At 69.8% G+C, this 25,303-nt stretch carries 29 protein-coding genes and 1 pseudogene; 17 read left to right on the top strand and 13 right to left on the bottom strand.

Going from position 1 to position 25,303, the window contains the following annotated elements; translation table 11 throughout:
• Positions 1–21: 21 nt before the first annotated feature.
• Positions 22–2,505 carry a chitobiase/beta-hexosaminidase C-terminal domain-containing protein gene (locus ABZX02_RS27520; protein ID WP_355302099.1) on the bottom strand — a complete coding sequence of 828 codons (2,484 nt, stop codon included), beginning with the start codon at positions 2,503–2,505 and terminating at the stop codon, positions 22–24.
• A 193-nt stretch (positions 2,506–2,698) separates the two neighbouring features.
• On the opposite strand from ABZX02_RS27520, the gene ABZX02_RS27515 reads away from it, so the two are divergent.
• Positions 2,699–3,514 (top strand): helix-turn-helix transcriptional regulator, encoded by an 816-nt coding sequence (locus ABZX02_RS27515; RefSeq protein WP_355302097.1) that lies wholly within the window; start codon positions 2,699–2,701, stop codon positions 3,512–3,514.
• Positions 3,511–3,669: a DUF397 domain-containing protein gene (locus ABZX02_RS27510; RefSeq protein WP_355302095.1), complete on the top strand. Its 159-nt coding sequence runs from the start codon at positions 3,511–3,513 to the stop codon at positions 3,667–3,669. Before ABZX02_RS27515 ends, ABZX02_RS27510 begins: the two co-directional genes overlap by 4 nt.
• On the opposite strand, the gene ABZX02_RS27505 is transcribed toward ABZX02_RS27510, so the two are convergent.
• The 4 genes from ABZX02_RS27505 to ABZX02_RS27490 are packed head-to-tail and all read right to left on the bottom strand — an operon-like array spanning position 3,647 to position 7,783.
• Positions 3,647–5,311, bottom strand: a complete 1,665-nt coding sequence (locus ABZX02_RS27505; RefSeq protein ID WP_355302093.1) for an aminotransferase class V-fold PLP-dependent enzyme — start codon at positions 5,309–5,311, stop codon at positions 3,647–3,649. The genes ABZX02_RS27510 and ABZX02_RS27505 overlap by 23 nt on opposite strands.
• 1 nt (position 5,312) lies before the next feature.
• Complete coding sequence (locus ABZX02_RS27500; RefSeq protein ID WP_355302091.1) at positions 5,313–6,077, bottom strand: amino acid ABC transporter ATP-binding protein; 765 nt, start codon at positions 6,075–6,077, stop codon at positions 5,313–5,315.
• On the bottom strand, positions 6,058–6,870 hold the full coding sequence (locus tag ABZX02_RS27495) for an amino acid ABC transporter permease (protein WP_355302089.1): 813 nt from the start codon (positions 6,868–6,870) through the stop codon (positions 6,058–6,060). The genes ABZX02_RS27500 and ABZX02_RS27495 overlap by 20 nt, the downstream gene beginning before the upstream one ends.
• A gap of 7 nt (positions 6,871–6,877) precedes the next feature.
• Positions 6,878–7,783 (bottom strand): ABC transporter substrate-binding protein, encoded by a 906-nt coding sequence (locus ABZX02_RS27490; RefSeq protein WP_355302087.1) that lies wholly within the window; start codon positions 7,781–7,783, stop codon positions 6,878–6,880.
• Between the two features lie 677 nt (positions 7,784–8,460).
• On the opposite strand from ABZX02_RS27490, the gene trxA reads away from it, so the two are divergent.
• The 7 genes from trxA (at position 8,461) to ABZX02_RS27455 (ending at position 12,337) form a co-directional block, all read left to right on the top strand.
• Positions 8,461–8,841, top strand: coding sequence for a thioredoxin (gene trxA / locus ABZX02_RS27485; protein WP_355302085.1), 381 nt, complete (start codon positions 8,461–8,463; stop codon positions 8,839–8,841).
• A 177-nt stretch (positions 8,842–9,018) separates the two neighbouring features.
• The gene (locus ABZX02_RS27480) at positions 9,019–9,408 is read left to right on the top strand and encodes a phage holin family protein (RefSeq protein ID WP_355302083.1); all 390 of its coding nucleotides are present in this window, start codon (positions 9,019–9,021) and stop codon (positions 9,406–9,408) included.
• Positions 9,405–9,758, top strand: a complete 354-nt coding sequence (locus tag ABZX02_RS27475; RefSeq protein ID WP_355302081.1) for a DUF3618 domain-containing protein — start codon at positions 9,405–9,407, stop codon at positions 9,756–9,758. Before ABZX02_RS27480 ends, ABZX02_RS27475 begins: the two co-directional genes overlap by 4 nt.
• Entirely contained in the window at positions 9,755–10,024 is a 270-nt protein-coding gene (locus ABZX02_RS27470) for a DUF4235 domain-containing protein (protein ID WP_355302079.1), read from the top strand. Before ABZX02_RS27475 ends, ABZX02_RS27470 begins: the two co-directional genes overlap by 4 nt.
• Before the next feature lie 93 nt (positions 10,025–10,117).
• Positions 10,118–10,636, top strand: a complete 519-nt coding sequence (locus tag ABZX02_RS27465; protein WP_285640799.1) for a VOC family protein — start codon at positions 10,118–10,120, stop codon at positions 10,634–10,636.
• 13 nt (positions 10,637–10,649) lie between these two features.
• Complete coding sequence (locus ABZX02_RS27460) at positions 10,650–11,738, top strand: S-(hydroxymethyl)mycothiol dehydrogenase (RefSeq protein WP_355302077.1); 1,089 nt, start codon at positions 10,650–10,652, stop codon at positions 11,736–11,738.
• Positions 11,738–12,337 carry an MBL fold metallo-hydrolase gene (locus ABZX02_RS27455; protein WP_355302075.1) on the top strand — a complete coding sequence of 200 codons (600 nt, stop codon included), beginning with the start codon at positions 11,738–11,740 and terminating at the stop codon, positions 12,335–12,337. The genes ABZX02_RS27460 and ABZX02_RS27455 overlap by 1 nt, the downstream gene beginning before the upstream one ends.
• Positions 12,338–12,346: 9 nt before the next feature.
• Here ABZX02_RS27455 and ABZX02_RS27450 read toward each other — a convergent pair whose 3' ends face one another.
• Both ABZX02_RS27450 and ABZX02_RS27445 read right to left on the bottom strand, forming a co-directional pair.
• Entirely contained in the window at positions 12,347–12,733 is a 387-nt protein-coding gene (locus tag ABZX02_RS27450; protein ID WP_355302073.1) for a hypothetical protein, read from the bottom strand.
• A gap of 2 nt (positions 12,734–12,735) precedes the next feature.
• Complete coding sequence (locus tag ABZX02_RS27445) at positions 12,736–13,494, bottom strand: enoyl-CoA hydratase-related protein (RefSeq protein WP_355302071.1); 759 nt, start codon at positions 13,492–13,494, stop codon at positions 12,736–12,738.
• Positions 13,495–13,550: 56 nt separating this feature from the next.
• On the opposite strand from ABZX02_RS27445, the gene ABZX02_RS27440 reads away from it, so the two are divergent.
• Complete coding sequence (locus tag ABZX02_RS27440; protein ID WP_355302070.1) at positions 13,551–14,519, top strand: DUF2332 family protein; 969 nt, start codon at positions 13,551–13,553, stop codon at positions 14,517–14,519.
• An 11-nt stretch (positions 14,520–14,530) separates the two neighbouring features.
• Positions 14,531–15,442: a hypothetical protein gene (locus ABZX02_RS27435; RefSeq protein ID WP_355302068.1), complete on the top strand. Its 912-nt coding sequence runs from the start codon at positions 14,531–14,533 to the stop codon at positions 15,440–15,442.
• Between the two features lie 15 nt (positions 15,443–15,457).
• Here the strand turns inward: ABZX02_RS27435 and ABZX02_RS27430 are convergent.
• Positions 15,458–15,544 (bottom strand): annotated as a pseudogene (locus tag ABZX02_RS27430) (oxidoreductase); the annotation flags it as partial.
• 382 nt (positions 15,545–15,926) lie between these two features.
• Here ABZX02_RS27430 and ABZX02_RS27425 point away from each other — a divergent pair.
• Positions 15,927–17,054, top strand: coding sequence for a hypothetical protein (locus ABZX02_RS27425; protein ID WP_355302066.1), 1,128 nt, complete (start codon positions 15,927–15,929; stop codon positions 17,052–17,054).
• 72 nt (positions 17,055–17,126) lie between these two features.
• Here ABZX02_RS27425 and ABZX02_RS27420 read toward each other — a convergent pair whose 3' ends face one another.
• The gene (locus ABZX02_RS27420) at positions 17,127–17,945 is read right to left on the bottom strand and encodes an alpha/beta fold hydrolase (RefSeq protein WP_355302064.1); all 819 of its coding nucleotides are present in this window, start codon (positions 17,943–17,945) and stop codon (positions 17,127–17,129) included.
• Positions 17,946–18,166: 221 nt separating this feature from the next.
• Here ABZX02_RS27420 and ABZX02_RS27415 point away from each other — a divergent pair, with 221 nt between their 5' ends.
• Complete coding sequence (locus tag ABZX02_RS27415; RefSeq protein ID WP_355302062.1) at positions 18,167–19,729, top strand: wax ester/triacylglycerol synthase family O-acyltransferase; 1,563 nt, start codon at positions 18,167–18,169, stop codon at positions 19,727–19,729.
• A 47-nt stretch (positions 19,730–19,776) separates the two neighbouring features.
• Positions 19,777–20,283, top strand: coding sequence for a hypothetical protein (locus ABZX02_RS27410; RefSeq protein WP_355302060.1), 507 nt, complete (start codon positions 19,777–19,779; stop codon positions 20,281–20,283).
• Here ABZX02_RS27410 and ABZX02_RS27405 read toward each other — a convergent pair.
• From ABZX02_RS27405 to ABZX02_RS27395, 3 genes are read right to left on the bottom strand one after another with little or no spacing between them, the layout of a single operon-like run.
• Positions 20,193–21,107, bottom strand: coding sequence for an alpha/beta fold hydrolase (locus ABZX02_RS27405; protein WP_355302058.1), 915 nt, complete (start codon positions 21,105–21,107; stop codon positions 20,193–20,195). The genes ABZX02_RS27410 and ABZX02_RS27405 overlap by 91 nt on opposite strands.
• 43 nt (positions 21,108–21,150) lie before the next feature.
• Positions 21,151–21,993 (bottom strand): hypothetical protein, encoded by an 843-nt coding sequence (locus tag ABZX02_RS27400; protein WP_355302056.1) that lies wholly within the window; start codon positions 21,991–21,993, stop codon positions 21,151–21,153.
• The gene (locus ABZX02_RS27395; RefSeq protein WP_355302054.1) at positions 21,990–22,562 is read right to left on the bottom strand and encodes an RNA polymerase sigma factor; all 573 of its coding nucleotides are present in this window, start codon (positions 22,560–22,562) and stop codon (positions 21,990–21,992) included. The genes ABZX02_RS27400 and ABZX02_RS27395 overlap by 4 nt, the downstream gene beginning before the upstream one ends.
• Before the next feature lie 70 nt (positions 22,563–22,632).
• Between ABZX02_RS27395 and ABZX02_RS27390 the strand changes: the two genes are divergently transcribed.
• Positions 22,633–23,541: a phosphotransferase gene (locus tag ABZX02_RS27390; protein WP_355302052.1), complete on the top strand. Its 909-nt coding sequence runs from the start codon at positions 22,633–22,635 to the stop codon at positions 23,539–23,541.
• Here ABZX02_RS27390 and ABZX02_RS27385 read toward each other — a convergent pair.
• Positions 23,538–23,951 (bottom strand): hypothetical protein, encoded by a 414-nt coding sequence (locus ABZX02_RS27385; protein ID WP_355302050.1) that lies wholly within the window; start codon positions 23,949–23,951, stop codon positions 23,538–23,540. The genes ABZX02_RS27390 and ABZX02_RS27385 overlap by 4 nt on opposite strands.
• Positions 23,952–24,040: 89 nt before the next feature.
• Here ABZX02_RS27385 and ABZX02_RS27380 point away from each other — a divergent pair, with 89 nt between their 5' ends.
• On the top strand, positions 24,041–24,130 hold the full coding sequence (locus ABZX02_RS27380; RefSeq protein WP_322789012.1) for a putative leader peptide: 90 nt from the start codon (positions 24,041–24,043) through the stop codon (positions 24,128–24,130).
• 40 nt (positions 24,131–24,170) lie between these two features.
• Positions 24,171–25,286: an ROK family transcriptional regulator gene (locus ABZX02_RS27375; RefSeq protein WP_355302048.1), complete on the top strand. Its 1,116-nt coding sequence runs from the start codon at positions 24,171–24,173 to the stop codon at positions 25,284–25,286.
• The last annotated feature ends 17 nt before the right edge of the window (positions 25,287–25,303 follow it).

The following is a 25,303-nucleotide window of genomic DNA, read 5'->3' as shown; positions in this document are numbered from 1 at the left end:
GGGCCGCACGTCAGAGCGGTCCTACGGGTAGCTGACGACGTTCACCGGGACCGTGCCCGGCGGTGTCACCCCGCCCACGCCGTTGATCACGTGGGAGATCGTGCCCTGGTAGTTCAGCGACACGGTCAGCAGGTTGTGCATCCTCACGCCGGACCGGTTGGGCACCTCGAACGCGTTCTCGGCGCGCACCGACGGGTTGACGTTGAAGAAGCAGTAGCTGCCCAGGCCCCACGCCTCGTGCGTCGTGACGCTGTCGGCGACCTTGTAGGCCGCGTAGCCCGTCACGCCGTTGGGTGCCATCCAGGACGCCTGGTTGGGCACGTCGTACGGCATCTCGTTCTGGAAGAAGATGGTCCGCCCGCCGTTGCCGTTCCAGATGACCTGGTACTTCTGGTAGTGCTCGACGAACAGGCCGGTGGCCAGCACGTTGGCCCCGTTCACGACCAGGCCGGTGTCACCGATGGCCTCGTCCCAGCCCCAGGTGCCGGCGTTGCCGTGGTCGGCGCGCCAGATCCAGGTGTGGTCGATGATCACGTCGTTGCTGTTGATCACGAGGCTGTTCGTCGCCTTGCCCGCGATCGCGCCGCCGACGCGGAAGAACACGTCCTGCAGCGTGGTCGGGTTGGACGCGTGCGAGGCCGACGAGCCGGCCGGGCCGACGGTCAGCAGCGAGTTCGACAGCGTGGTGCCCGCGTCGAACAGGACGCCCTTGATCCGCACGCCGTCGACGTCCGCGACCTGCATCGCGGTGACGCCGTTCTGCGGCACGATCGTCGCGTAGCCGATGCCCAGCACGACGGTGTTCGGCCGCGTGATGTTGATCGTCTGGTTGACGTTGTAGATGCCAGGCGTGAAGAACAGGTTGCAGCCGTTGCCGAGCGCCGCGTTGATCGTGGCCGCGGTGTCGCCGGCCTTGACGACGTAGAACTCGCTCATCGACAGCGACGTGCCGGGCGTGCCGCCGTTGACCCACGACGCGCCGGAGGCGTTGGTGCGCAACGAGGGCAGGAACACCCGGTACTTGCCGTTCTCGAAGTACAGGTACGGCACGTCGCGCGAGATCGGCGTCGTCGCGAGGTTCGTCGACGGCGGGTTCGGGAACGTGGTCGCGGGAGCACCCGGCGTTCCGGAGAACACCATGTTCCACACGCCACCGTTCCAGCTGCCGTAGTTGGAGTCGCGGGTGTACCACTGCTGCTGCGACACCGAGGCGGTCTGACCGGACACGCGGGTGTCCGCGGTGTAGCCGCCGGACGCGAACCCGTAGCTGGCCGGGTAGAGCGCCAGGTTGCCGCGGACGTCCATGCGGCGGAACGGCGCGGCCTGCGCGACGGCCCACCGGTTGGTGCCGTTGCTCGGGACCACGGCCATGTTCTCGGCGGAGCGCCAGAAGTTCTGCAGCGCCACACCCTTGTCGGACTCGTTGAACGCGTCGACGGTGATGTCACCGTTGATCACGACATCGCCAGGGTTGCGGCCCAGCCCCGAAACCGACGTGTAGTAGCCGACGTCGTCGTGGATACCGCTGTAGGTACCGGGCTTGAACAGGTGCGCGACCCGCCGCGGCGCCATCTGCGCGGTGATCGTGTCCTTCTGGTTGTTGAAGTCGATGTCGAGCTGCGTCTGGATGCTCGTCGCCGACATGCTCGGGTCGAAGATGCGCGTGTTCGGCCCGAAGTTCGGCACCTCGGACTGCAGACACCCTTGCTGCGTCCCGATCGCGTACGTCGCACTGGCCACGGCCGAGTTCGCGAGCCCGGACTTGATCCCGATCGCGTTGATGGTCCTGTTGCTGGGCACCGAGATCGGCCCGCTGTAGACCGGGCTGCTCGTGGTCGGCGTCGATCCGTCCACTGTGTACCGGATCGTCGCACCGCTCGTCGCCGTGGAGATCGTCACCGTCTGTGCGGACGCGTAAGCACCACCGGGCGGACTGAACGTCGGCGTCGCGACCGGCGTGCCGATCACGTAGCTCGCACTGCCGACCGCCGAGTTGGGCTGACCCGACTTGATGCCGATCGCGTTGATGGTCCTGTTGCCGGCCACCGAGATCGGCCCGCTGTAGACCGGCGAGCTGCTGGTCGGCGTCGACCCGTCCGTGGTGTAGCGGATCGTCGCACCGGACGTGCTCGTGGAGATCGTCACCGTCTGCGCGGTCGAGTACGTGCCGCCGGGCGGGCTGAACGTCGGCGTCGCCACCGGCTGCGCCGCACCCTGGTGGGTGTAGCTGAAGTGCGGCGTGTCGTACTGCGGACCGCTCTTCTCGTAGGTGAACCAGTAGTCGACGACCGTGCCGGCCGACAGCGACCCGACGGTCTTCTGCCAGGTACCGGCGTTGTTGGTCATGCGGAAGTTCTGCTGTGGCACACCCGGGATCAGGTAGTGCACGTCGACGTAGTTCGCAGGGGTCGTCGGCGTGAAGTTGATCCGGGCCTGAGTCGCGTCGATCGCGGTCACGTTCTGCGTGTAGTCGTCGGCCGCGTACGCGGCCTCGACCGTCGCCAATGACGACAGGGCAATCGCTGCGGCGGCTAGTCCCCGCCGCCATCTCGTCTTTGAGAGCGCTCTCACACCTGGAACGGTAAAGCCGAGATGACGGTTGGGGAAGATGAAAGTTTCACGAAAGCTTCGTGACTCGGGTTTGTTTTCACCCGAACGAGCACCTGCTTGTAGTGGCTGCAAGCCATAGCGTCGGCGTATGACTGCATCCACCGCCTACAGCAGGGACCTGGGCGACGAGCTCCGCCGGCTGCGCGAGACCTGCACCGGTTTGAGCGGGAACAAGTTGGCCGTGAAGCTGGGCTGGGACCCGAGCAAGATCTCCACGATCGAGCACGGCAAGGCGCGCGCGAGCGAGGTCGACCTCATCCAGTACTTGTCCATGTGCGGCAAGGACATCGACTACATCAACGACTTCAAGCGCCGCTACCAGTATGCCTTCGACGAGTACGTCGTGCAGCTGTCCGGCAACCTGCGGACGGTCGGCATGGCGGAGGCGACCGCCAGGGCCATCACCGGCTACGACACGATGATCGTGACAGGCCTGTTCCAGGTTCCGGAGTACGCCACGGCCGTCTACCAGGCGCACGGCTCCGTCTCACAGGAGCGGATTCCCGAACTCGTGCGGTGCCGGACCGACCGCCAGTCGATCCTGCGGCGACACGATCGGCCGGATTGCGTGTTCTTCCTCCATGAGCTAGCGCTGCAGCAGACGCTCGGCAGCCCCGAGATCATGCAAGCGCAGTACCGACGGCTGCACGCCAAAGCCCACCTCATCCGGCTCGTGCCGGCGGACGTCCCGGTGCTGTCGCCCGGCTTCATGATGTGGGAGTACGAGAAGGCGAACCCCGTCGCCTACAGCGAGTCCGAGTTCGCTCGCGTGTTCGTCCAAGACCTCGGCGCGATCGCCCAGGCCCGGCAGCACTTCAAACAGCTGGCGAAGGTCGCCCTCGATCACGAGCGAACCCGCCACCGGCTGGCCCAGTACCTCACCCAGCCCGTCGGAACGGGATGAGTCCCGCCCAGGAGTCGCGCCACGTCCCGGCACCCGTCCCACGCCCGTCGCGGCAACGCCCCCGCGTCCGGGACTCGAAGAACGCGGGCGGCGACGTGCTCGCGTTCTCCTCCCCCGCCTGGCGGGCGCTGCTCAGGTCCCTCGCTGCTCGTTGAGGTAGTTGTAGATCGTGTAGCGGGTGACCTCCAGGACGCCCGCCAGGTGGTCGACCGAGTCGCGGATCAGGAAGAACCCCGCCTCGTCCAGCACCCGCACCACCTGCGACTTGTGCACCTTCTTCATCAGCTCGACCGGCACGCCCACGTCCGCGATCGCCTTCTCGACCAGCGAGCGCTGCAGCGTGTCCACGTCCTGCGGGAACGACTCGACGGGACCGGACGCCTCGTGCGAGGCGAGCTTGTTGACGCACAGGCAGCCCACGGCCACCCCCGCGGCGTCACGCACGAAGGTGGTCGACGACCAGATCGCGCGGCCGTCGGGAGCGTAGGTCTCGTAGCCGGGCATGTCGGTCGTGGTGCCGCGGCGGACCAGCCCCAGCAGCAGGTCCGTCATCGGCCCGCCCACCTGGCGGCCGGTCAGCGAGCCCGCGATCGCGATGATCGAGTTGGGCAAGCGCGACAAGTCGTGCACGACCACCTCGGTGTCCGGCCCCAGCGCGGAGGCGAGGCTGTCGATGGTGGGCACCAGTGCCGAAAGGGCTGCCGGGATCGGGGAGGAAGCGGCGCCGGACAACGACTTCAGCGCGGCGCGCAGGCGTTCCAGCGTGCCTCGTGACGTGGTGGCGTGCGGGGAGAGGCGCACGTGCTCGGGACGAACGGTGGCGGTGATGCCGAAGGCGTTCAACGCCTCCCCCACCACGGAGGCGGCCTCGGGCATGGTGAACGCCAGGATGCCGGCGCGGCGTTCGCGTGCCGACACGATCTTGCCGCCCGCCGACAGCACGATCTCCTCGACCTCGGCGACGATCTCGCCCACGGCCGTGTCCAACGCCGTGACGCCGGCCAGTTCCACCAACTCCAGTGCCTCGGCGAAGGCGCCGGAGACGACCGGGGAGAGGTTCGTGATGTTCCAGGAGGCGGCGTCCGGGGCGGCGTCGTGCACCTCGTCGTCGAACAGGCCCGCGTCCACCGCGCCGGTCCAGCCGGACAGCACCGGCGAAAGCCGTTCCAGGGCGCGGTCCGAGAGCACGACGAACCCGGTGCTCCAGCCCGCCCGCAGCCACTTCTGGCCGCCGACCACGAGGACGTCGGCCAGCTCCCACGGTTCGTCGACGACACCGAAGCCCTGGATGCCGTCCACGACGAGCAGGCGGTCGCCCACCGCCTCGCGCAACGCCGCCAGGTCCGCGCGGTAGCCGGTGCGGAAGTCCACTGCGGACACCGAGAGCGCCGAGACCTCCGGTGTCAGGTGGGTGGCGACGGCCGCGGGGTGGACCGGGCCGTCGAGCACCACCGACGGCAGACCCGCCCGCACCCACGGGTAGGTGTTGGACGGGAACTCCGCCGCCGAGTACATGACCGTGCCGGACAGGCCGAAGGCCGCCTGGAACAGGCCGATCGACGTGTTCGGCACCAGCGCCACGTGGTCGGTGTCGGTGCGGCAGAGGCGCGCGACGGCGGCCTTCACCCGTTGTTCCTCGCGCATCAGCGTGTCCACTGTGGAGGGACCGGCGAGCGAGGCCTGTTCCAGCAGGCGCGTGGTGGCGGTGACCACCGGCAGCGAGGGCGGGCCGAACCGGGCGAAGTCGAGATACCCCTCCGGTTCGCGGAACTGGGCGAGGTACGAGGCGTCGATCAACTCAGAGCACCTTTGCGAGGAACTGTTGCGTGCGCGGCTGCTGCGGATTGTCCAGCACGTCGGCGGGTGTGCCGGACTCGACCACCGCGCCGTCGACGAGGAACACCACGCGGTCGGCGACCGAGCGGGCGAAGCCGATCTCGTGAGTGACCACGATCATCGTCATGCCGTCGCGGGCCAGCGAGGTCATCACGTCGAGCACCTCGCCGACCAGCTCCGGGTCCAACGCGGACGTGGGCTCGTCGAACAGCATCAGCTTGGGTTTCATCGCCAGGGCACGCGCGATCGCAACACGTTGCTGCTGACCACCGGACAGCTGCGCCGGGTACGCCGAGGCCTTCTCGGCCAGGCCGACCCGGTCGAGCAGGGCCAGCGCCTCCGCGCCCACCTCGGCCTTGCGCCGCCCGAGCACCTGCACGGGGCCTTCCATGATGTTCTCCAGCGCCGTGCGGTGCGGGAACAGGTTGAACCGCTGGAACACCATCCCGACGTCGCGGCGTTGCGCGGCCACGTCCTTCTCGCGCAGCTCGTACAGCTTGCCGCCCGACGCGCGGAACCCGACCGGCACGCCGTCGACCCAGATGCGGCCGGCGTCGATGGTCTCCAGGTGGTTCACGCAGCGCAGGAACGTCGACTTGCCCGCGCCCGACGGCCCGAGCAGGCACACGACCTCGCCGCGCTCGACCTCCAGGTCGATGCCCTTCAGCACCTCGGTGTGGCCGAACGACTTGCGGACACCGACCGCCTCAACGAGGGCCATAAGCACGCTCCAGGTAGTGCTGCCCGATCGACGCGAGGGACACCATCACGAGGTACCAGGCCGCGGCGGCGAACAGGGTTTCCATGATCTCCAGGTTCCGCGACGAGATGTTGTTCGCGGCGTGGATGAGCTCCAGGAAGGCGATCACCGACGCCATCGAGGTGCCCTTGATCATGTTGATGAAGTTGTTGCCCGTGGGCGGGATGATCACGCGCATCGCCTGCGGCAGCACGACCCTGCTCAGCGTCTTGAGCGGCGTCATGCCGATCGACTTCGCCGCCTCGGTCTGCCCCTCGTCGACGCTGCTCAGCCCGGCCCGCACGATCTCCGCCATGTACGCGCTCTCGTTGAGACCCAGGCCGAGCAGGGCCGCGACGAACGCCGTCATGACCACGTTGGTGGGCACGGAGAACAGCATCGGGATGCTGATGTTCTTGAAGATCAGCGCGAGGTTGAACCAGATCAGGATCTGCAGCAGCACCGGCAGCCCGCGGAAGAGCCAGATGTAGCCGACCGCGAACCACCGTGCGACCGGGTTGGCCGACAACCGCATCAGCGCGATGACGACCCCGAGCACGATCGCGCCACCCTGCGCCGCGACCGCGAGCACGATGGTGTTGAGCAGGCCTTCGAGCATCACGGGGTGCGTGAAGAACCCCGGCACGTCCTCCCACTGGATCTGGGCCTCGGACATCGCCCAGCCCAGCCCCGCGATGACCAGCACGATCACCGCGCCGCTGACCCACCGCCAGGGGTGGCGCAGCGGCACGACGACCAGTTCTTCCCTGACATCGTTCATACGCGTGTCACTTGCCATTGATGGCGGCCTTCGTGATCGCACCCTGCTTGATGTCCCAATTGGTGACGATCTTGTCGTAGGTGCCGTCGTCGATCAGGGACTGCAGCGCGCCCTTGATCGCCTCGGAGAGCTTGGCGTTCTTCTTGGCGACGCCGATGCCGTACGGGCCACCGTTGATCGGCGCGAGCGGCACGACCTCGAAGTACTCGCCGTCACCCGCGGTCTTCGCGACGTAGACGGCGGTCGGCAGGTCGTTGAGGATCGCGGCGACGCGGCCGGTGCGCAGCTGGTTCTGGTTGCCGGTGTCGCTGTCGGTCACGCTGAGCGTCACCTCCGGCTTGCCCGCCGCCTTGCACTTCTCGCTCTGCTCCTTGCCGAACTGCTCCTGCGAGCTGCCCAGGTTCACCGCGATGCCCTTGCCGCACAGGTCCTCCGGGGTCTTCACCCCCTGCGGGTTCCCCTTCTGCACCATGATCGTGATGCCGGACGTGAAGTAGTCGACGAAGTCGATCTTCTGCTGGCGCTCGGCGGTGTCGTTCATCGCGGCCATGGTCACGTCGACCCGGCCGGTCTCGAGGCTCGTGATCAGCGAGCTGAACGCCATGTCGCTGTGCTCGGCCTTGAGCCCGAGCTTGGCGGCGATCGCCTTGATCAGGTCGACCTCGGACCCCATCGGGGTCTTGCCGTCCTGGTCGTAGAAGTTGTTGGGCGGGTTCTGGATGTTCGACCCGACCTTCAACGTGCCGGTCGAGGCGATCTCGGCCGGCACCAGCGCGGCGAGCGCGTCGTCCTTCTTGACCGACGACAGGTCGGAGGACGGCGGAGTGGACGTCTGCGTGGAGGTGTCAGACGTGGACCCGCAGGCGGCGAGCCCCAGGACGAGCAGCGAGGTCACGAGCAGGCGCGGCTTCATGGCGGGGACCGTACAACGCCGAGTTGAAGACGTCCACAAAAAGTTGAAACCGACTTTTGCGACGTACGGGCAGTGAGCGATCTTGGGCCGGGAACTCGGGCATGGCCGATGAGCTGCGCAAACGAGCTTCTTTCGGGTCCATCTAGGGGTTGTTGAAGGGCTCCACAAAAAGTTGAAGCAGCTCGGGGCAGCGGCTGCTCACCGCGCGGCGGACGCCTCGTGCGGCCGCGCGCTCCCGCACCGAGGGCGATCGCTTGGCCGACCGCGCGGCGCCTGTCAGTACGGACGCGCCGGCTCCCGAACCGAGGGCGATCGCTTGCCCGGCCGCCCAGCTCCCGTCAGTGCAGCCGCGCAGGCTCCCGCACCGAGGACGATCGCTCGCCTGGCCGCCGGGCTCCCGTCAGCGCGGACGCGCCGGCTCCAGCACCGCCCGCCTCACACCGCCCGTTTCGCCACTGCGCTCCACCCCGTTTCGCCACTCCAACCCGCCCGGTCCGCCACCCCGTCCCCGCCCGGTTCGCCACCCAACCCGCCCGATCACCCCGTTTCCGCCCGGCCGGGCCTCCCCGTCCCCGTCCGCCGAGGCGTGACCGGACCCACCCCCGACCCCGCTCGGGGAATTCCACCGCCTCCCCCTCCGTTGGACCGATTGCCCCCAGCGAACGAGGAGGACCAACATGGCGACGGTCGAGCTGACCAAGGAGAACTTCGACGAGGTGGTCGGCAGCTCCGACGGCTCCGGCATCGTCCTGGTCGACTTCTGGGCCGAGTGGTGCGGTCCGTGCCGCGCGTTCGGGCCCACGTACGAGGCCGCGTCGGACAAGAACGAGGACATCGTGTTCGGCAAGGTCGACACCGAGGCGCAGCAGGAGCTCGCGGCCACGTTCGGCATCCGGTCGATCCCGACGCTGATGATCGTGCGCGACGGCGTGATGCTGTTCTCGCAGCCTGGCGCGCTGCCCGGGCCCGCTCTGGACGACCTGATCGACCAGGCGCGCAAGGTGGACATGGACGAGGTCCGCGCGAAGGTCGCGGAGGCGCAGGCCCAGCAGGGCTGAACCGCTCGCCAGGGTTGAACCGCTAGACAGGGCCGAACAGCTAGACAGGGCCGCACGGCACGACGAGGCCGCACGGCACGACGAGGCCGCACGGCACGACGAGGCCGCACGGCTCGGCGGGGCCGCACGGCTCGGCGGGGCTGATTGGCTCAACCCACCTGTGGGTAATCGACGTGCATGAACACCGACACGTCGACCGCACAGCTGGTGCACCAGCTGTCCGAGCAGGTGAGCAGGCTCGCGCGCGATGAGATCCGTCTCGCCGTCGCCGAGCTCAAGGACAAGGGCAAGCACGCCGGTGTCGGCGCCGGGATGTTCGGCGCGGCCGGCGTGTTCGCGTGGTGGGGCGGGCTGAGCGTCGTCGCGGGCCTGATCCTGCTGCTGGCACTCGTCGTACCGCCGTGGGCGGCCGCGTTGATCGTCGCGGCCGCCCTTCTGCTGTTCGCGGGCATCTTCGCGCTCGTAGGCAAGGGCCAGGTCAAGCAGGCGGTGCCGCCCGCGCCGCGGCAGGCGATGGACAACGTCCAGCAGGACATCGCGACGATCAAGGAGAGTGCGCACCGATGAGCGATCCCAAGGACCAGTTGCAGCGCGACGTCGAACGCACCCGGCGTGAGCTGGGTGAGACGGTGGAGGCGTTGGCGCACAAGGTGGACGTGCCCGGCCGCGTGAAGGAGCAGGCGCACGAGACGGCCGAGCGGGTGCGCAGCCAGGCGCAGGAGACCGCGGACCGGGTCAAGGTGCAGGCGCAGGAGACGCGGCTCAAGCTCACCGCGGCGACCAACGGTGCCGTGGACGCGCTGCCCGAGCCCGTGGCGCAGCAGGTCGAGAAGGCACGCCGCCACCCCGGGGCCATCGCGGCGGCGCTCATCGCGCTGATCGTCGCGATCTGGGCGATCTCGAGGAGGAACGCGTGAAGCTCCTCTACCGCCCCCTGGGCATGCTGGTCGGCGCGCTCGGCGGCTTCCTCGCGACCGCGATCTTCGGTCAGGTCTGGAAGCTCGTCGCGGGCGACAAGGAAGCGCCGAGCGCCACGATGCGCAACCGCGCCTGGAGCGAGGTCCTGCTGGCCGCCGCCTTGCAGGGCGCCATCTTCGGCCTGGTCAAGGCCGCGATCGACCGCGGCGGTGCCAAGGGTTTCCAGAAGCTCACCGGCGAGTGGCCCGGCGACGAGGAAGACTGACCGGACGCCGCCTCCGGATGCCCGGTCCGCGCGCGGACCGGGCATCGGCATGTGGGCCTGCGAATCTTTGAAGCCTCAACTACTCTGACGCTCATGCCACAGCCAGAGGGTGAAGAGCTCGCCGCCATCCGGGCCAAGCGCGACGAGCTGCGCGAGAGGTACGTGAAGCCGCTCGCCGAACGGGGCGGCTCGCCGACGCGGGGCGTGCACCACATCGCGTTGATCTGCAAGGACGTCGAGGAAACGATCAAGTTCTACCAGGAGTTCCTCGGCTTCCCGCTCGTGGAGCTCGTGGAGAACCGCGACTACAACGGCTCCAGCCACTTCTTCTTCGACCTCGGCGCCAAGAACCTGCTGGGGTTCTTCGACTTCCCGGGTCACGACCACCCGGCGTTCTCCGAGACGATCGGTGCCGTGCAGCACCTCGCGCTCTCGACGTCGCCCGAGCGGTTCGACGAGATCAAGTCCAAGCTGGACGAGGCCGGGATCGAGTACCTGGGGCCCGACCGCGGCGTCGAGGACAGCCTGTACATCCGCGACCCCAACGGTGTAGGGATTGAGTTCTACCGGGAAGTTCTCGGTGAGTTCGAAGGCACGACGCTGATCAACTGAGGACGGAGTCGCAGTGGCGCAAGAGGTCAAGGGCATCGTCGCCCGGGGCAAGGGACAACCCGTCGAGCTGACCTCGGTGCTGGTGCCCGATCCCGGCCCCGGCGAGGCAGTCGTGAAGATCCAGGCGTGCGGCGTCTGCCACACCGACCTGCACTACCGCGAGGGCGGTATCAACGACGAGTTCCCGTTCCTGCTCGGCCACGAGGCCGCGGGCGTCGTGGAATCGGTCGGCGACGGGGTCGCCGACCTCGCACCGGGTGACTTCGTCGTGCTGAACTGGCGCGCGGTCTGCGGTACCTGCCGCGCCTGCAAGCGCGGCAAGCCCTGGTACTGCTTCTCGACGTTCAACGCGTCGCAGCCGATGACGCTGACGGACGGCACGAAGCTCTCCCCCGCGCTGGGCATCGGCGCGTTCGCGGAGAAGACGCTCGTCCACTCCGGACAGTGCACGAAGGTCGACCCCGCCGCGCGCGCCGCGGCCGTCGGCCTGCTGGGCTGCGGTGTGATGGCGGGCGTCGGCGCCGCCGTGAACACCGGCAACGTCGGCCGCGGCGACTCGGTCGCCGTGATCGGCTGCGGCGGTGTCGGTGACGGCGCCATCGCGGGTGCCCGCATCGCCGGCGCCGCGAAGATCATCGCCGTGGACACCGACCCGCGGAAGCTGGAGTGGGCCAAGGGGTTCGGCGCCACGCACACGATCAACGCCCGCGAGGTCGACGACGTCGTGACGGCGATCCAGGACCTGACGGACTCGTTCGGCGCGGACGTCGTGATCGACGCGGTCGGCCGCCCGGAGACGTGGAAGCAGGCGTTCTACGCCCGCGACCTCGCCGGAACCGTTGTCCTGGTGGGTGTTCCGACGCCGGACATGCAGCTCGAGATGCCACTGATCGACTTCTTCAGCCGCGGCGGCGCGCTCAAGTCGTCCTGGTACGGCGACTGCCTGCCCTCGCGCGACTTCCCGATGCTCGTGGACCTGTACCAGCAGGGCCGCTTCGACCTGGACGCGTTCGTCACCGAGGAGATCCAGCTCGACGGCGTCGAGGCCGCGTTCGAGAAGATGCACCACGGCGACGTGCTGCGATCGGTCGTGGTGTTCTGATGGCGCTGCGCGTGGACCACACCGTCACGTCCGGCACGTTCTCGCTCGACGGCGAGACGTTCGACGTCGACAACAACGTCTGGGTCATCGGCGACGACACCGAGTGCGTCGTCATCGACGCGCCGCACGACGTGGACGCGATCCTCAAGACCGTGAACGGCCGCAAGGTCACCGCGATCCTGCTGACGCACGCGCACGACGACCACGTCCGCGTCGCACCGGACCTGGCGCACGCGACGGGCGCGCCCATGGCGTTGCACCAGGCCGACCACGTGGTGTGGAACCTGACGCACACCGGCGTCATCCCGCACCAGGCGCTGGAGGACGGCCAGGTGATCACCGTGGCCGGCGAGGAGATCCACGTGCTGCACACGCCGGGGCACTCCCCTGGCGCCGTGTGCTTCTACGTGCCGTCGCTGGGCGCGGTGTTCACGGGCGACACGCTGTTCCAGGGCGGGCCGGGCGCGACCGGGCGGTCGTTCTCGGACCGGCCGACGATCGAGGCGTCGATCCGGGCGAAGCTGCTGACGCTGCCCGGCGAGACCGTGGTGCACACGGGCCACGGCGACGACACGACGATCGCCGCCGAGGTGTTCTAGCCGGGTGTTCTAGCCGAAGACGATGTCGACGGACTCGGGGTGGTCGACCGAGTCCGTCAGCACGTGGAACGGGTTCGGCCCGGGCTCCAGTTCGAAGGTCAGCGACACGTCCTCGTTCGCGTCGAACAGCCTGGCACGGCCCCGTGCACACTGCAGCTCGCCGGAGAAGTACGGCACCGCGGTGGCACCCGGCTCCGGCTCGCCGCGCCACACCCGCACGGTGACCGGCCCGTCCACGGACGGCTGCACGCTGAAGACGACGGAGTCGTCCTCCAGGTCGTACCGCGCCTCGGCCGGATCCCACGAGTCGTGCCGCAGACCCGTCACCTGGTCGTCCTCCAGCACCAGGCAGCCGTGGTGCACCGCCGCGGTGAAGGCACCGATCAACTCGCCCACGCCTAGAACCTCGGCGGCCGCTTCTCCAGGAACGCCGTCACGCCCTCGGCGTAGTCGGCGCTGGAGGCGGCCTCCGCGTACAGCGCCCGCACGAAGTCGTCCTCGTGCCCGCCGTCCGTGATCGAGTTGATGATCTTCTTGGCGCCCCGCACGGACACCTGCGCGCGCCCCGCGATCTGCTCCGCGAGCTCCTTCACCCGCGCGTCGAGCGACTCCACCACCTCGTTCACCAGGCCGATCCGCAGCGCGACGGCGGCGTCGAGGAGGTCGGCGGAGAACAGGATCTGCTTCGCCCAGGCCGGGCCGACCGCGTCCACCAGCGCCTTCGTGGACGTGAAGTTGTAGACGATGCCCAGCTTCGCGGGCGTGATGCCGAACCGGGCGTCGGTGGACGCGATCCGGATGTCGCAGGCCAGCGCTATCTCGCAGCCGCCGCCCACGCAGTAGCCGGAGACGGCGGCGATGGTCGGCTTGTCGAACTGGGCGATGGCGCGTTCGCCCTGGTGGACGGCCTCGCCGTAGTGGGCGGCGCCCTCGGGACCGCGGCGCAGGGTCGAGAACTCCGCGATGTCGGCGCCGGCGGAGAAGTGCTCGCCGCCGCGGATCACGAGCACCCGCACGTCGTCGTCCGCCGAGACGCGCGCGAGCAGGGCGGGCAGGGCCGACCACATCTCGTACGACATCGCGTTGCGCTTGGCCGGGCGGTTGATCGTCACGGTCGCGACCGGGCCGGCCGTGGTCAGGTCCAGGTACTCGCTCACGCGCCGCACGATACCCATGACCTTGTAAAGTCCCTCTGCCTACGAGGGGAGACAGGGTGACGGCGGCTGCCATCGGTGCTTCCACGCTGCGCACGCTCGCGGTGCGGTTGCGGACCACGGCGCCGGTGTCCGCGCGCATCCTCTCCGAGCTGGCGAGCGAGCTCGACAAGGGCGGACCGGTGGCCGACCTGCTGTGTTCGCACAGCGCCGTGCACAGCCCGCTGTTCGGCATCCAGGCGCTCGCGGGGGTGCGGCTGCTGATGCTGTCGGGCAAGGCGCCGGAGCTCAGCCAGCGGTTCGCGAGCGCGCACGCCGCGGCGATGGCCGGGGAGTCGGACTCGACGGCGTTGCTGGCCTGGCTCGCGGCACGGCGGGCGATCGTCGAGAACGCCGGGGACATCCTCGCCGCCCTCGACCGGACGGTGCAGCAGCACCAGCCGAAGACCGCCGGGTTCCTGCTGCGGGGTCTCACGATGATCGGCGCGCCCAAGGTGCGGCTGCTCGAGCTCGGCGCGTGCGCGGGGCTCAACCTGATCCTCGACCACTACCGCTGGTTCGGCCTGGGCTGGGAGTGGGGCGAGAAGGACTCGCCGGTGCGCCTGGCCGCCACCGGGCCCCGGCCGCCGAACCTCGAGATCGTCGACCGGGCGGGCTGCGACCTGCAGCCGCGCGATCCCGCCGACCCCAAGCACGCGATGATCCTGCAGTCGTTCATCCCGCCGGAGCACGACGCGCAGCGGTGGGACCTCGACGACGCCATCGAGGTGGCCGCGAGGACCGGGGTGAAGGTCGCGCGCTCGCCCGCCGGGCGGTGGCTGCGGGAGAACCTCGTGCCGCCGGACGACCGGAACACCTACACGGTGGTCTGGCACAGCTCGTTCTGGACGTTCCTGACCGAGGACGAGCGCCACGAGATCGAGACGACCCTGACGGCGGCCGCGGGCTCGATGCCGCTCGCGCGCGTTTCCCACGAGTCGACTGATTTTCGCTCGAACCCCCGCCTGACGGTCACCTTGTACAGCTAACGTGCGGCGGCGTGAAAACGATCCGCGCTGGTCTGGTGGCGATCGCTCTCCTCGCCCTGACCCCTGCACCCGCCCACGCCGTGTCCGACCACGACCTCGCCCTGCACTGGGCGCCGGTCCACCACCAGGACACCGACGACTCGGACGCCGACGCCGACTACCTGTCCACTGTGGACTTCGACGGCGACTGGAACACGCTGAACAACTGGGAGAACCAGCCCCAGACGGCGAAGCTCACCGGCGCCGCCTACTACTCGGTCGTCGAGACCTCGACGCACTGGTTCCTCGTCTACGGCTTCTACCACCCGCGCGACTGGGACGACCAGCCCGACCCGTTCGGCCAGCGCACGCACGAGAACGACCTGGAGGGCGTCCTGCTCGCCGTCCGCCGCGACGCCGGGTTCGGCACGCTGGAAGCCGCGGTCACGGTGGCGCACAGCGACTTCTACTCCTACGTGCCCGCCGGGTCGCCCTACCAGAACGGCGCGGAGACCATCGACGGCACGCTGTTGCTGACCGACGGCCGCCCGACCACGTTCCAGGAGGCCAAGGGTCACGGCCTCTACCGGTGGAACGGCGCCGACTTCCCCGGCGGCGACGGCGTGGTCTACCGGCCCGCCGCCACCGGTGAGGTGCCGTCCGGCGGCAACGACCGCAGCGTCGGCTACCGCCTCGTGAACACGTTGGACACCAACGGGATGTGGGCGCGCCGGAACAACGCCGAGACGTTCGCGTCGTTCGGCACCTTCCGCGGGGACAACGGCAAGGACAACGCCGCGCACGCGCCGTGGGGCTGGGACGACCAGAACGACGGCCCGGTCTACCGCGGTTACCTGGCCTCCGACCCCGCCGCGGTGGTCGACCGGTACTTCTCCAACAAGGGTGCCTTCAGCCTGACCTACACCCGCAACGCTTTCCGCTGAGCAAAGGCCCTGAGCCTGGGCGGTCGGCCGCACGACGACCTCGTTCGCGTCGACGTCGGCCGGCTGCTCCAGCGCGAACGCGACGGCGCGGGCGATCGCGTCCGGCGTGCTCCGAGCACGAGCCCCGCGCCTCGTCCAGCGAGCAGCAACGCAGTCGCCTCACCGATCCCCGCCGCGACTGACGGTTCATCCGTCCGGTGGTAGTCGCAGGCATACCGGCGTCGCTCGTTCAGGTGGCGCGCGTCCCGCAGGTTTTTCGGACTCGAACGCGGCTACTCCAAACGGCGCAACAAGGTGTTCCGCTCAGGGGAGGTGTGAGTGCGCGGAACGCCGGCGCGACGGTGACGGCAAGTCCTCTTCCCCAGATCGACGTCAACCCCGCGGCTCGGATGCCGGCGTGACTCCGGGCCGCGGTGGACGCATGGGCTCCCGCCACCGAAATCACCTCGCATGAACGAGAAGTTGTCGTCTAGAGAGGAAGAACATGCGCAAGAACGTCGTAACCGGCCTTCTGGCCGCGATCACGGCCACAGGCCTCGTGCTGGCGGGCGGTCCTGCCGCCAGCGCTGACAGCAGCGCGTTCCACCCGTACGACTTCGGCGGCTCAGAACACCTGACCGCGGAATGGTACGAGCATCAGGCGTGGACGTGGGCTATGGGCGGGTACGGAGGGAACTCCGGTGAGGGCGGCGACGCCACCAGCACCAACACCGCCACCACCGGCGACTCGGGCGATTCCGACGACGCGGACGCGCCCACCGGCGACACCGGCGACGCGACCAACAACAGCAACACCCACGGCGGCAACACCGGCAACGGTGGCAACGGCGGCGACGCCGGTGCCGCGGCGGCGGACTCGGCCACGACCTGGGACGAGGACGCGGACGAGGAAGGCGACGAGGACGAGGGCAAGGAGCAGAACGACGCCCCCGCCCACGGTGACGGCGACGCCACCGCTGCCGCCGCCCAGGCGGGCAACGGCGGCAACTCCGGCGAGGGCGGTGACGCCGAGAGCACGAACGAGGCCACCACGGGCGACTCGGGCGACAGCGGCGACTCCGGCGACACCGGGCACAACTCCGCCATGGTGATGTGCGTGCACTCGATCTGCCTGACGGGCACGGACTCGGGCGAGTCCGGTTGGACGGGCACGGGCGACACCGGCGACGCGACCAACAACAGCAACACCCAGGGCGGCAACACGGGCAGTGGCGGCAACGGCGGCGACGCCGACGCGGCGGCGGAGACCTCCACCGCGTGGGATGACGACGACGAGAACGGTGACTCCGGCGCCACGACCGCCGCGGCGGCCGGCAACGGCGGGAACTCGGGTGAGGGCGGCGACGCCGAAAGCACCGACACCGCCACGACGGGCGACTCGGGCGACAGCGGCGACTCCGGCGACACCGGGCACAACTCCGCCATGGTGATGTGCGTGCACTCGACGTGCGTGACCGGCACGGACTCGGGCGACTCGGGCTGGACGGGCACGGGCGACACGGGCAACGCGACCAACAACAGCAACACCCACGGTGGCAACACCGGCCACGGTGGCCACAGCGGCGACGCGGTGGCGACGAGCTCGACCTCGAGCGAGGTGGTGGACGACTGACCGGCTGAGGCGATCGCACGGTGAGCGGGTGGGAACCGAAGTCCCACCCGCTTTCCGGGCGCCGCAACGGTTTCAGGCCGCGCGCGGGTACAGGCTCGCCATGCCGGGAGGCGCGGCGAAGGGTGCCCACGTACCCTCCGCCTGCGCCAGCCGGTCCGCGACGACCCACAGGACGCTCGAGTTGAAGCCGTACCCCAGGTGTGACGACGACACCTGGACGTTCTCCCTGCGCGGCCCCGGTTCCTCGACGCACGACTCCCACGAGACGATGCCGTCCGTCTTGGAGTAGATCGACGTCGCGGGCACCGGGATCGGCGGCCGGGTCGCCTCCGGCGGCGGGAACTCGTCCTTCGGGATGTGCAGCCGGGAGAACAGCGCGAACGCCGGCATCGCCCGTGACTGCACGGGATCGCTCATGTTGTACGGCGAGCCCAGGGTGATCACCTGACGCACGCGGTGCGGGTGGTCGCGCGCCATCTCGCGCGCGAAGATCCCGCCGAGCGACCAGCCGACGATCGACACGGGCGCGCCGTGCTCGTCGGAGACCTTCTTCACCAAGGCGTGCATGCCGTCCACGGCCTTGCGCGTCGGCCCGATGTTGCGGCCGAGGCCCCACGGGTTCACGCGGTAACCCAAGCCGGACAGGAAACGCCGCAGCATCACCGTGGAGGAGTCCGCGGCACCGAGGCCGGGGAAGACGAGGACCGGGTGGCCGTCACCGGAGGGGGCGCCGCGCAACATCGACCGGGTGGCGACGAACTCGCTGACGTCGAGCGCGCAGCGGGTGGGCTCGGTGAGGTACCAGAACAGTCCGGGCGCGGAGCCTCTGACGAGCTGGAGGGGCGAAGCAGCAGGAGCTTCGAAGACTTCGTCCGAAGGTACGGCAGACATGGAGCCTCCCCACACGTCGACAACCCCGAGCCGGCGCCCCGGGCCGCGTTGCCCGGTGAAGTCCATGATGTTTCGTGAACGATCTTTTTGCCAGCACTTTCGAGTCTCGATTCGCCACGCGCAGGTAACGCGTCGGCAACCTCACAGCTGTGCAGTGCCTCTCACCTGCATGGACGTCGATTGAGACGCAGAGCTGCTCTAGTCTTTTTCGAGTGGATCGGATGAGCAGTTTGGACGCGAGCTTCTACTTCATCGAGGACGAGAACGTGCCCATGCACGTCGGTTCCGTCCTGGTCTTCGACGGGCCGGTGCCCTCCTACGGTGACGTGATCCGCCTGTTCCTGGCGCGCATGGACCAGGTGCCGCGCTACCGCCAGAAGGTGAAGGCGCTGCCGTTCCACGTCGGTCGTCCGGTCTGGGTCGACGACGACCACTTCAACATCCTCTACCACGTGCGCCATACCGCCGTGCCGTCGCCGGGCGGCGAGGACCAGCTGCGCAACCTCGCGGGCCGGATCTTCGCGCAGAAGCTCGACGACAAGAAGCCGCTGTGGGAGGCGTGGCTCGTCGAGGGCCTCGAAGGCGGCCGCTGGGCGATCATCTCCAAGGTCCACCACTGCATGATCGACGGAGTGTCCGGTTCGGACATGCTCCAGCTCATCCTCGACTTCCGGCAGGACAACCCGTTGCCGGAGCCGAAGGAGTGGAAGCCGGAGCCGCAGCCGTCCACTCTCGACCTGGTGGTCGACGGCGTGCGCGACGCCATCGTGACGCCGGTGCAGCACCTGTCCGCCTTGCCCGCTGTTGCCCGGAACGTCCGTTCCCTCAGCGAGATCGTGGACTTCGGCAAGTCCGTTCTCGGTTCTCTTCCCGGTACCGCCAAGCGTCTGGTCACGCGCGCGGCGACCTCTTTGAACGGTCCTATCGGGCCGCACCGCCGCTGGGTGTGGGCGCGCGCGAACCTCGCGGAGATCAAGCAGATCCGCACGGCCGCCGGGGGCACCGTCAACGACGTCATCCTGACGGCGATCACGCGCGGTTTCCGGGACCTGCTGGAGAAGCGCGGCGAGCTGACCGAGGGCATGGTCGTGCGGACCATGGTGCCGGTGTCGATGCGCAAGGCCGACCAGCACAACGAGCTCAACAACCGCGTGAGTGCCGTGCTGGTGAACCTGCCCGTGGGCGAGGCGGACCCGGTGCGGCGGCTCGCGTCGATCCGCGCGCAGATGGACGACCTGAAGAGCTCGCGCCAGGCCGCGGGCGCCGACGTCATCACGAACCTGTCGAACTTCGCCGCGCCGACGCTGATGGCGCTGGGCTCGCGCACCGCGATGCGGTTCCCGCAGCAGATCCTGCAGACCGTCACGACCAACGTGCCGGGGCCGCGCATCCCGCTCTACATGCTCGGCCGGCCGCTGGTCGAGATGTTCCCGTACGTGCCGGTCGCCTCGACGATCCGGATCACCGTCGGCATCTTCTCGTACCTCGACCGGTTCACCTTCGGCATCAACGCCGACTTCGACGGCGTGCCGGACGTGCAGCTGCTCGCGGACGGCATCCGCGCGGGCTTCGACGAGATGGTGGCGCTGGCCGCCGAGGCCGCGGAGAAGACCGAGGCCGCCCAGAGGGTGGTGGAGGCCGCACCCGCACCCAAAGCCGCCTCCGAGCCCGCGCCCAAAGCCGCGCCCAAGCCCGCCGCGAAGAAGCCCGCTCCCAAGCCCCGGGCCGTGCGCGCGACCTCCAAGGCCGCGAACAACGGCGTGAAGCCGGAGACAACGGCCTGAGGCACGACCTGACCCTCCAGGCGGGCGCGCACGAGGCGCACCTGACCGTGGTGGGACTCGACGCGCGGCTGGGCGCCCTGGGACTGGCGCTCGGCCAGCTCGACGACGTCCGGATCGAGCTGGAGGACGTGCGGTGGTCGCGCTGGCGAGCCCGCCGCGCGACCGTCGTCTGCCGGGACGTGCACGTGAACCCGCCCGCCGTGCTGGTGGCGTCGCCGGTCGAGTTCCGCGTCGAAGTGGACTTCGCGGACATTCCGGAGTTACAACCGGTCAGTTGGTTCCCGTTGACCGTCCGGTTGGTCGGCTCCGAGCTGCACGTGCGGCTGCACCGGTGGCTGCCGGCGAAGGTGTTCGCCGTGCCCGAGCTGCCGCGCGGCATCGAGCTGACGGGCGTGGAGCAGCACGACGACCACTTCGTGCTGACCGGGGCCGCCCCCGTGCTGCGGGAGCGGCTCACGCTGGGTCAGCTCGCGGACGTGCTCAGGCGGTTGGCGTCCATCCAGTCGAGGACCCGCTCGGACACGACCTCGGGGATCTCCATCTGGGGCACGTGACCGACGCCCGCGAACTCGTCGTAGCGCCAGTGCGGGTACCGGCGTGCCACGGAGCGGGCGGCGGCGACGTTGACCAGCCGGTCGCGGTCGCCGCTCATCAGGAACACCGGCACGCGCACCCTGGCCATCGCCGCGTAGTAGGCGCCGCGCTTGGACGTCGTGGCCACGACGCTGCGCGCGGCCGCCAGGAACGCCTTGTCGAGGCCCTCGACCTTGGCGCGTTCGCCGATCAGGTGCACGCTTGCGTCCTTGAGCTCCTCCGGGATGCCGGACGGGTCGGCGCACACGAGCTCCAGCAGCCGGTCGACCTGGCGTCGCGCCGGGGCGGTCCGCGACCGCGCGAGGAACCTCTCCCCCAGGCCCGGCACCGAGTACATGAAGAACGTGGCCAGCATCGTCGGGTCGGGCCGCGTCCCGAGCACCATGGGCAGAGCCGGGTCGACCAGCACCAGGCCGCGGACCAGCTCGGGGTCGTAGGCGGTCTGGAAGAGCGAGATCAGCCCGCCCATCGAGTTGCCGACCAGGACCGACGGCTCGCCCACGACCTCGCGCAGGAACCGGCCCAGCAGCTTCGTGTTGGCCTGGACGGTCGTCTGCCGCCCCTCCGGGTTCGTCAGGCCGTGCCCGGCCAGGTCGACGGCCGTGACGCGGGCCTTCGCGGCGAGCAGCGGTGCCAGCAGCACCCAGTTGAGGTGCGAGCCGCCGAGCCCGTGCACGAGGACGACGCGGGGACCGTCCGCCGGTCCGCCGAAGTCGACCCAGTGCACGGGCCCGCCGAGGTCCGCGTGGTGGCTGGTGCCGCCGAAGTTCGCCACAGTCGTCATACCAACCAGTATGTCGGTTGGGGTGACCGTCCGGTAGTGAGCTCTACCTCGGCGTCCAGGCGACAGCCGGCTTGCACGTCAGCGGGTCGGCCCGCCGGTCGCCCTGGACGATCCTGCCGCCGGGGTCGACCCAGCAGCCCGGCTGGTAGCCGTTCAGGGTGACGAGCAGGACGCCCTGCGCGTCGTAGGCGTTCAGCACGCCGCGGACGTCGTCGTTCGGGATGGTCCAGCTCGACGGGTAGTGGATCCGCACGGCGAACGTGCCGTTGGCGACGCTGGCCTCGACGGTCTTGCCGTCGATCGTGTACGTCACCCGCGCCACCCTGGGATCGACCCGGCCGGCCACCGTGCGGGTGCCCGGCATGCCCGCGTAGGCGGGCTTCAGGTTCAGGTCGCCACCGGCGGTCGCACTGCTCTCGTCCACGGCGAGGAGTCCGGGCAGCCACCGCACGTCGGTGCCGGAGAAGCCGGAGTTGTACTCCATGCCGCCCTGCCCCAGGGTGCAGCCCAGCGCGGCGTTGTCGCTGTAGAGCAACGCCCACCGGGTCTCGCCGTCGAGCAGCTGGTAGAGCTTCGCGTCGCCGGTCCCGGCGATCCTCGAGCAGCCCTTCTCGATCGCCGCGACCGTGTCCGGCGGCACCCCGAAGTCCGGGCTCTTCGGCGTCTCGGGCGGCGAGCTGGTGATCTGGACGGCCGGGGAGGGCGGTCCCGGGGCCGGGGACAGCAGCGCGACGCTGGCGGCCACCGCCGCGATCGAGGCCACCCCGGCGAGGACCGGGAAGAGCAGGCGGCGCCGGCGGCCCGCGGCGGCCCGTTCGAGCTCGGCGCGGATCCGGGCGTGGCGGCCCGGCGGCAGGTCTCGGGTGGGCGGGAGCATGCTGGTCATCGGTCCTCCCTTGCGGACACGAGCACCTCGTGGTGCTGCTGGAGCTTCGACTTGGCCTTGCTGACCCGCGCCCGGACGCTGCCCTCGGTGATGCCGAGGACCGCCGCCGCGTCGGCGTAAGACACCTCGGACCACACGCACAGGGCGAGCGCCTCACGCTCGTTGCGCGGCAGCTTGCGCACGGCCTGGAGCAGGTCGCGCATGTGCCGCTGGTCGTCGAGCCGTTCGGCGACGAGGTCGGCGTGGTCGGGCACGGTCTGCTCGTCGTCGACGCGCTTGAGGTTCTTGAGGCGCCGGGCCAGCGAACGCTGCTCGTTGCGCACCACGTTGGTCGCCACGGTCAGCAGCCACGGCAGCGCGGACTCGCGTTCCAGCCGCACGTCGCCGCGTTTGCGCCAGGCCAGCAGGAACGTGGCCTGCAGCTGGTCCTCCGCTTCCGCCCACGAGGCGGTCAACCGGAAGCAGTGGTTGTAGACCGCCCTGGCGTGCCGGTCGAACAGCACCCCGAACGCCTGTGCGCTGCCCCCGGCGGCCTGCGACCACAGCGCGCGGTCGTCTTCCGTCGTCATACCTCTTCGTGTCCGCCCGCCCCGGAAGTGTTGGCACCGGTTTCACGTGCCGCTCGCTAGCCTGCGGAGCGTGGCACATCTGGGGGTGGCCGACCTCGCGGGCACCGCGCAGGCGGCGTACGGCCGGGACCTGCGCGACGTCGCCCGCCTGAGCGGCGGCAGCAAGAAGGGCGTCTACCGGCTGACGCTCGACGACGGCACGACGGGCGTCGCGTACGTGTGGCGGGCGTCCGAGGACTACTGGCCCGAGCACGAGCCGGACCCGTTGTTCGGCGGCGCCAGCGGACGCGACCTGTTCCTCACCGCGCACACCGCGCTGTCCGAGGCGGGCATGTGCGTGCCGCGGCTGGTGCTGGTCGACACCGACGTGGTCGTGGTCGAGGACCTCGGCGCCGAGTTCCTGGAGAAGCAGCTCGACGACTCCGAAACGCTCGAACGGCTGTGGGACGACCTGGAGGCAATGCACCGGCGCACGAGCCCCCGGTACGGCCGCCCCGGCACGTTGCAGCCGCTCGACGCGCCACCGGTGCCGGACGTGGTGCTGGAGCGAGCTCTTGGGCACCTGAAGGTGTGCTCCGAGCGCGTGCCGCGGATCACCGCCGAGCGTGACCGCCTGGAAACCCTTCTGCGCCAACGACACGCGGTGATCGAACCGCGCGAGGAGTACGGGCTGATCCACGGCGAACTCGGTCCCGACCACGTGCTGGTGGCGGACGGACGGCCCGTGCTGATCGACATCGAGGGCGTGATGTTCTTCGACGTCGAGTGGGAGCACGTGTTCCTGGAGATGCGGTTCGGGCCGCACTACCGGCCGGTGGCCGGGCTCGACCCGGCACGGACGGCGTTGTACCGGCTCGCGCAACACCTGTCCCTTGCGGAGGGTCCGCTGCGGTTGCTGGACGGGGACTTCCCGCACCGGGACGCGATGCGGGAGATCGCCGAGCACAACGTGGAACGGGTGCTGGCGGAGTCCGACTAGCGCAACCGCAGCCGGTTCTGCGGGTCCTCGGCGGTGACGGTCACCAGGAAGTAGTTGGCCTGCGCGCAGTTCGTGTTCTCGCCGCCGGTGAGCCGGACGTCGACCACGTCGTCCTCGACCACCGGCTTCGCGCCGTTCTCCACGCAGCCGGGTTCGACGAACGCGAAGGTCCTGGTGCCACCGGGTCGCGGGCGGGTCAACAGTTCCCGGGCCGGCTCGACGTCCTTGGCGAACGCCTGCCGCAGCGCCTGGTACGTCGCGTCACCGTTGTCGCCGGTCAACTCCGTGGTCGCGGGCGCCTTCCCGCGCAGGGTGCCCAGCTCCACGAAGCCCGTGACCGAGGGGTCGGCCGGCCCGGTGCACGCAGCCACGCCGGTCAGCAGGAGCAGGACGACCACCGCGGTGCGCATGGGGTTGGGACGACAGAGAAGACGCTTCGGTTCCGTCCCACCACGTGGGCGCGCTTGGCCGCGCGGCCGGTCGGTGTCAGAGTCGGGGCATGTCCCAGGCATCCGTGCTCAGCACGCGCCGCCACGTCGACCTCCGTCGGCAGGCGAGCGCGATCTGTGCCGTGCCCGCCTTCGCCTGACCGGAGATCAGACGAACCCCTGCGAGAAGGGGAGGGACGCGTGAGCCGCACCGCCGCCACCGTGCTCAGGTCCGTGCTGGACCACGGGCCCGTCGCGCGCAGCACGATCGCCCGGCTGACAGGGCTGAGCGCCGCAACCGTCACCAAGCAGTACGCCGAGCTGGCCGAACGCGGGCTGGTGCGCGAGGTCGACACCCGCGTGCCGCGCGTGACGCTCGGGCGGCCGCACGTGCCGGTGGACATCGACGTGGACCGGCACGTGGTCTGCGGCGTGCACATCGCTTACGGGCACACGACTCTGGCGCTCGTCGACCTGCGCGGGCGGGTGCTGGCGCAGGAGCGCGAGCCGCACGACCGGCCGTCGGCGGCCAGGGCGCTGCGGCGGATCGCCGACCGGGTGCCCGCGTTCCTGCGGCGGCACGACCGCGTGCCGATCGGGGTCGGCGTCGCCACCGGCGGGCGCGTGGACGACGGCACGATCGTCGAGCACAGCCAGCTCGGCTGGCAGGACGTGCGCGCCGAGGAGTTCCTGACCACCGCGCTCGGCACCGCTGTGCGGGTCGAGTCGCACTCGAGAGCACTCGCGCGGGCCGAGCAGCTCTTCGGGGCCGATCCCAGAGCCCGCACCAGCCTGGTGCACCTGTTCGTGGGCAACGTGGTCGACGCGGCCATCGTCACCGGCGGCGCGGTGCACAGCGGACCGGGTGGCGCGGCGGGCGGGATCGCGCACCTGCGGCTGCTCGGCGACGACACGCCGTGCCCGTGCGGACGGCGCGGGTGCCTGGAGGCGGCGACGTCGAACCGGACGCTCGCCGAACGGGCCGCGCGGGCCGGGATCGTCGCGGAACCGGTGCTGGACCTGCTGATCGAGGCCGGGCAACGCGGGGACCCGCGGGCGGTGGCGCTGTTCCGGCGGCGGTCGCGGCTCGTCGGGCAGGCCGCGCGGCTGCTGCTCGACGTGATCAACCCGGACGTGCTCGTGGTCGTCGAGGCCGGCGCTATCCTCATTCCCGGATGCTGGACGGAATTGACAGAGGAAATCGGCGAACGCACCGGCGACGTCATTCAGACGAGTTTCGGCAGCGAAGTGCTCGGCGTCGCGGCCGGAAGCGTCATTCTCAGCGAGATCTACGGTGGACCGACTTATTTTCCCTGAGCAGAAAATAGACACCC

Origin of the sequence: Lentzea sp. NPDC003310, from assembly GCF_040610935.1 — a bacterium.
Lineage (GTDB): Bacteria > Actinomycetota > Actinomycetes > Mycobacteriales > Pseudonocardiaceae > Lentzea.
The sequence above is the reverse complement of the archived record's forward strand: the minus strand, read 5'-3'. Positions and strand labels throughout refer to the sequence as shown.

Excerpts from the sequence above, each read along its gene's own strand:
- ABZX02_RS27515 (WP_355302097.1), top strand. The coding sequence starts at position 2,699 with ATGACTGCATCCACCGCCTACAGCAGGGACCTGGGCGACGAGCTCCGC.
- ABZX02_RS27510 (WP_355302095.1), top strand. The coding sequence starts at position 3,511 with ATGAGTCCCGCCCAGGAGTCGCGCCACGTCCCGGCACCCGTCCCACGC.
- ABZX02_RS27495 (WP_355302089.1), bottom strand. The coding sequence starts at position 6,870 with ATGAACGATGTCAGGGAAGAACTGGTCGTCGTGCCGCTGCGCCACCCC.
- ABZX02_RS27490 (WP_355302087.1), bottom strand. The coding sequence starts at position 7,783 with ATGAAGCCGCGCCTGCTCGTGACCTCGCTGCTCGTCCTGGGGCTCGCC.
- trxA (WP_355302085.1), top strand. The coding sequence starts at position 8,461 with ATGGCGACGGTCGAGCTGACCAAGGAGAACTTCGACGAGGTGGTCGGC.
- ABZX02_RS27480 (WP_355302083.1), top strand. The coding sequence starts at position 9,019 with ATGAACACCGACACGTCGACCGCACAGCTGGTGCACCAGCTGTCCGAG.
- ABZX02_RS27475 (WP_355302081.1), top strand. The coding sequence starts at position 9,405 with ATGAGCGATCCCAAGGACCAGTTGCAGCGCGACGTCGAACGCACCCGG.
- ABZX02_RS27465 (WP_285640799.1), top strand. The coding sequence starts at position 10,118 with ATGCCACAGCCAGAGGGTGAAGAGCTCGCCGCCATCCGGGCCAAGCGC.
- ABZX02_RS27455 (WP_355302075.1), top strand. The coding sequence starts at position 11,738 with ATGGCGCTGCGCGTGGACCACACCGTCACGTCCGGCACGTTCTCGCTC.
- ABZX02_RS27425 (WP_355302066.1), top strand. The coding sequence starts at position 15,927 with ATGCGCAAGAACGTCGTAACCGGCCTTCTGGCCGCGATCACGGCCACA.
- ABZX02_RS27420 (WP_355302064.1), bottom strand. The coding sequence starts at position 17,945 with ATGTCTGCCGTACCTTCGGACGAAGTCTTCGAAGCTCCTGCTGCTTCG.
- ABZX02_RS27415 (WP_355302062.1), top strand. The coding sequence starts at position 18,167 with ATGAGCAGTTTGGACGCGAGCTTCTACTTCATCGAGGACGAGAACGTG.
- ABZX02_RS27405 (WP_355302058.1), bottom strand. The coding sequence starts at position 21,107 with ATGACGACTGTGGCGAACTTCGGCGGCACCAGCCACCACGCGGACCTC.
- ABZX02_RS27400 (WP_355302056.1), bottom strand. The coding sequence starts at position 21,993 with ATGACCAGCATGCTCCCGCCCACCCGAGACCTGCCGCCGGGCCGCCAC.
- ABZX02_RS27395 (WP_355302054.1), bottom strand. The coding sequence starts at position 22,562 with ATGACGACGGAAGACGACCGCGCGCTGTGGTCGCAGGCCGCCGGGGGC.
- ABZX02_RS27385 (WP_355302050.1), bottom strand. The coding sequence starts at position 23,951 with ATGCGCACCGCGGTGGTCGTCCTGCTCCTGCTGACCGGCGTGGCTGCG.
- ABZX02_RS27380 (WP_322789012.1), top strand. The coding sequence starts at position 24,041 with ATGTCCCAGGCATCCGTGCTCAGCACGCGCCGCCACGTCGACCTCCGT.